The organism is Streptomyces sp. NPDC058459 (assembly GCF_042721685.1).
Classification (GTDB): Bacteria; Actinomycetota; Actinomycetes; order Streptomycetales; family Streptomycetaceae; genus Streptomyces.
The window spans coordinates 1-3970 of sequence record NZ_JBHXLV010000337.1 but is presented as its reverse complement, the minus strand read 5'-3'; the positions used below and the strand labels follow the sequence as shown (position 1 = coordinate 3970).

The following is a 3970-nucleotide window of genomic DNA, read 5'->3' as shown; positions in this document are numbered from 1 at the left end:
GCCGTGGGCGGCGACGAACTCCTCGAACACCGGCTGTACCGGAGGCAGCTCGAAGACGGCGCCGGTGATGCCCGGGTTGCCGCGCAGGACGGCGGCCGGGACGGCGCCCAGGGCTCCGCCGAGGTCGATGACGTGACGGCTGCCGGTCCAGTCGAAGTCGGCGGCGAGCGCGGCGGCGAGCGGGGTGCTGACACCGTTCATGCCGTTGAGGAAGTTGCGCCAGGCGACCGGGTCCTGGCTGAGGGTGGCGAAGAACGGGGCGCCGCTGTGTGCGACCTCGTTCTGGAGGGCGCCGGTGCGCAGGGCGGTGGTGAGGTTGTTCCAGAAGCCGAAGAGACGGGCGTTTGCCATCTCGAGAATTCCGCCCACGTACGACGGCTTGGCCTGGTCCAGGAACAGGTCTGCGGCGGGGGTGTTGGCGTAGACGCCGGCCTCGTCACGGGTGAGCACCCCGAGCGACACCAGCGCGTCGAGGAAGTCAGCGGCGGACCGGGAGTGCAGGCCCACCTCGGCGGCGAGGGATTCGCGGTCGCGGCCGCCCTGGGCCAGCGCGGAGAAGATTCCCAGCTCCACCGCGCTCAGAAGGGTCTTGGAGGCCATGAAGCCCAGGCCGAGCTGGAGGAGGGGCTCAGGGGTGATCGGGTCGTTGACCGACATGTCGTGTTCTCCACTTGATTCTGGAAGTCGAAGGTAGAAGTTGAAAGGTAAACATTTTTCGGCGCGTGCCCCTGCGGGTGGCTGCTGCGAAGGAGCCGCCACGGAAGGGGTGATTCGAGTGACCGGGGCCGGACGGTTGTCAGGGTCAAGCGCCATGTCCTGAGACACCGGCGGGCCCGCGAGCGTTCCCGATGCGGCTTTCCGCGGCGCGCTCTTGCGCGATCGGTCACTCGGGCGGGTGCGCACGGGCAGTCTTTTCGCCGTCCGCGCAACCGGATGCCGGGGCCGTGGCCCGCCGTCCGCTCGTGCTCGCGCGGCGTCACGGAGAGTGCGGCGTCAGGGAGTGTGTGCTTTCAGTAGTGTGTGCCGTCACAACGCGGCGCGAATCGCTCGCCGGGGGAGAGGTTGTCGAGGACACGCGGCCACTCGGCCGTCCGACTGCCCGTCAGGCAAAACTCGTACCCGACCGGTTATGCGCGACGCGAGCAGGCCCGTCGCCGATGCGCACGAACCGCTCCTCGCAGACCTCCCGCTCCTGCTTCGCCATGGGGCCACCGCAACCGCAGTCAGCGGGAGAAGGACCCGGCATCCCGACCCCGGAATGCCGGGTCCTCCCTCCGGTGGCGGCAGGCACGGAAACTCAGGCCGGAACCGTCAGCTGAAGGTCCAGTACGGGGATGTCGACGTGGCCCTCGCCATCGGCGTACCAGCGCCAGTGGGCCTCCTGCGTCTCGCCGCAGACCAGTCCCGTCCAGCCCACACTGCACAGAGCGGCCAGTTCGGCCGCCTCCCGCGGACCCGGCGTACCGGATACGACGACCAGCCCCCTGACCGGTCGGCGTGACGCGGCCGCGCGTACCGTGCCGTGCGACGGGAACGGCTTCGCCACCGTGGATGAGGCGGTCCGGGGTATCTGCCGAAGGTTCGGCGGCACGGCGAGCGGCAGTGCGTCGGCCGAGCCGCGCACCACGGTCACCGGCAGGTTCGGCCGGGTACGGCAGATCTCCGCCAGCAGGTTCTGCACCACGTCGCGGGCGACGGCCCGGTCACCGCCGACACTCAGGACCCCGTCCAGGCGGCTGAGATCCACGAACACGGGCCGGTCCGCCATGTCCGTGCCCGCCCGGACCAGACACGCGGTGGTCAGGACGGACTGTGAGGTCACGCCGGGGCCGCCGCCCGAAGCCCTGAGACCGGGCGCGTCGGCGGGGCGCCGCCAGCGGGTGCCGTCGACGTTCGCCCAGGGAGCGTCGGCGGTGTCGGAGGCGGACAGCCACACCGTCACGCCGGCGTCGTCCACGCCCAGCGCGTGCACCGGCTTCCCGGGCTCCCGGTCCGTCTCCCCGAACTCACCAAGGGCGTTGTAGGCCCGCTGGACCGAGTGGCCGTCCGCTTCGAAGCGGCGGCTCACCGCCTGCCGCTGCGCGAGCCGGCGGCGACGGCGCACGGGCGCGCCCAGCGCGCGGACGCCGCGCCCGACGGCGCCGGCCGCGGTACGCACCTTGCGACGGGCGACTATGCCCGCGGTGATCAGGGCGAGCAGGATCGCCCCGAGCAGCGCGAGCGCCGCTCCCAGGGGGACGGTGAGCACCTTGGACGGCGCACCGCCCGTCCCCGACGAGGACGTCCCCACCGCCGGGGGAGTGGAGGCGCCGTCTCCGCCACCGGTGTCCTTGGCCAGCTGGACCCCGGGACCGGACGCGTCCCGTGGAAGCCGCAGGATCCAGCCGGGATGCAGCTGGTCGCCGGGGCTGCCGAGGGCGGACCCGTCCTGCTGCGCCTGACCCCGGTTGAGCTGGAAGACCTCGTCGGCCCGTGCCGCGTCGCCCAGCGTCGTGGCGGCGATCGACCGCAGGGTGGCGAGCTGTCCGCCGGTCTGCGCGGGGTCCTGCACCACGAACACCTTGACCAGGTCGTCGGCGGACGGTGCCGCCCCGGCGGGGCCGGCTGTGCCGAGCGCGACAAGGCATGCCGCCAGCAGAGCCGTCAGGGCGTACCACGGCGCGTGCGGGATGCGGTGCGCCGCGGCAGTTCTCGGCCGGTGCTCGGGCACTCGGCCCGCGCCGTTGCTCATCGTGTCCACCCGTGTCGTCCGACATTGCTTGCACCGACTACACGGGGCCGCCGGGCAGAAACGTTCGACGCGGCGTGAAACTCATTGAACCCTCCACGAGCCCGGTGCCGTGTACCCCGTGACCGCACATCACACGCACGCACCGGACCGGGGGATCGCAATGGCACGTCGGCACTCGAGTCCTGAGGACTTCCAGCTCCTGGGCATGGACTCGGACCCGACGCCCGGCGACCCCGAGCTCATCCAGGGCATCGTGAAGCGCTACCGGGACATCGGTGACGCCGCCGAGAGGGCGCTCAGCGTCGTGCGGAAGGACGGTGCCATATCCAGGGGCTCCGGTGAAGCGATGGACCAGCTCAACGCGCGGATCGGTGACGATCTGCCGGACAAGCTGACCAAGACGATGACGTCGTACCACGACGCGGCCCAGGCCTACAGCGAGTACATACCTCGGCTGTTGGACGCGCAGGGCTCCTTCGACCAGGCCGTGGACCGGGCGCGGGCCGCCGCACCGCGGGCGAACCAGACACCGAAGCAGCTGGGCGCGACCCCGACCGACGAGGCGCAGGCGCAGGCGCTCGCGACCCAGAACGTCATCGACGCGGGCCAGGCCGAGTCGAGCGCGGCCCGCAGTCTGGCGGAGCAGGCGAGGACGCTGCGCGAGAGCGCGCAGCGGCGGTGCGCCGAGGTGCTGGACCGGGCGGCGGCGGAGGCTGTTCCGGAGCGGGGCATCTTCCAGAAGATCGCCGACTTCTTCAAGGACTTCCCGTTCGTGCAGATCCTGCTGTCCCTGCTCATCGCGGTGGTGGCGGTGTTCTTCCCGGTGGTCGGCGCTCTGCTGGGCGGACTGTTGTTCGTCTTCAACCAAGTCGTGGCCAGTCAGACGGGCGGGATCAAAGCGGGCGACTTCGTCACCGGCCTGCTCGGCATCGTCCCGGGCGGCTCGCTGCTCAAGCTGGGCGGCCGGATCGCCGAGGCGATCAGCCCGGCCCTCGCCTTCGCGGTGAAGAACTCCGGCCTGATCAAGCAGACCACCGGCACCATCGCGAAGATCGGCGAGTCCCTCACCAACACCAAGATCGTCGGAGGCTTCCTCGGTCATCCGGTGGGCAAGGCCGCCACCGATGTCGCGGGCCAGTTCCTCGGCGACTCCGCCAAGGAGGCGGCCGCCAAGGCCGCCAACCACGACCACGTCACGGCTGCGGGCGTGTTCGCCGGAGCCGCGGCCGGAGCCGTGGC

3 protein-coding genes are annotated in these 3970 nt (G+C 71.4%); 1 reads left to right on the top strand and 2 read right to left on the bottom strand.

Annotation, left to right across the window (positions count from 1 at the left end):
* Together ACFWN1_RS32100 and ACFWN1_RS32095 are read right to left on the bottom strand one after the other, a co-directional pair.
* Positions 1-657: methyltransferase dimerization domain-containing protein (locus tag ACFWN1_RS32100; protein ID WP_384369894.1), on the bottom strand; the 657-nt coding region annotated here is incomplete at its 3' end.
* A gap of 640 nt (positions 658-1297) precedes the next feature.
* Positions 1298-2731: a hypothetical protein gene (locus ACFWN1_RS32095; RefSeq protein ID WP_384369891.1), complete on the bottom strand. Its 1434-nt coding sequence runs from the start codon at positions 2729-2731 to the stop codon at positions 1298-1300.
* A 160-nt stretch (positions 2732-2891) separates the two neighbouring features.
* Between ACFWN1_RS32095 and ACFWN1_RS32090 the strand changes: the two genes are divergently transcribed.
* The coding region (locus ACFWN1_RS32090) for a putative T7SS-secreted protein (protein WP_384369888.1) at positions 2892-3970 on the top strand (1079 nt) is incomplete at its 3' end.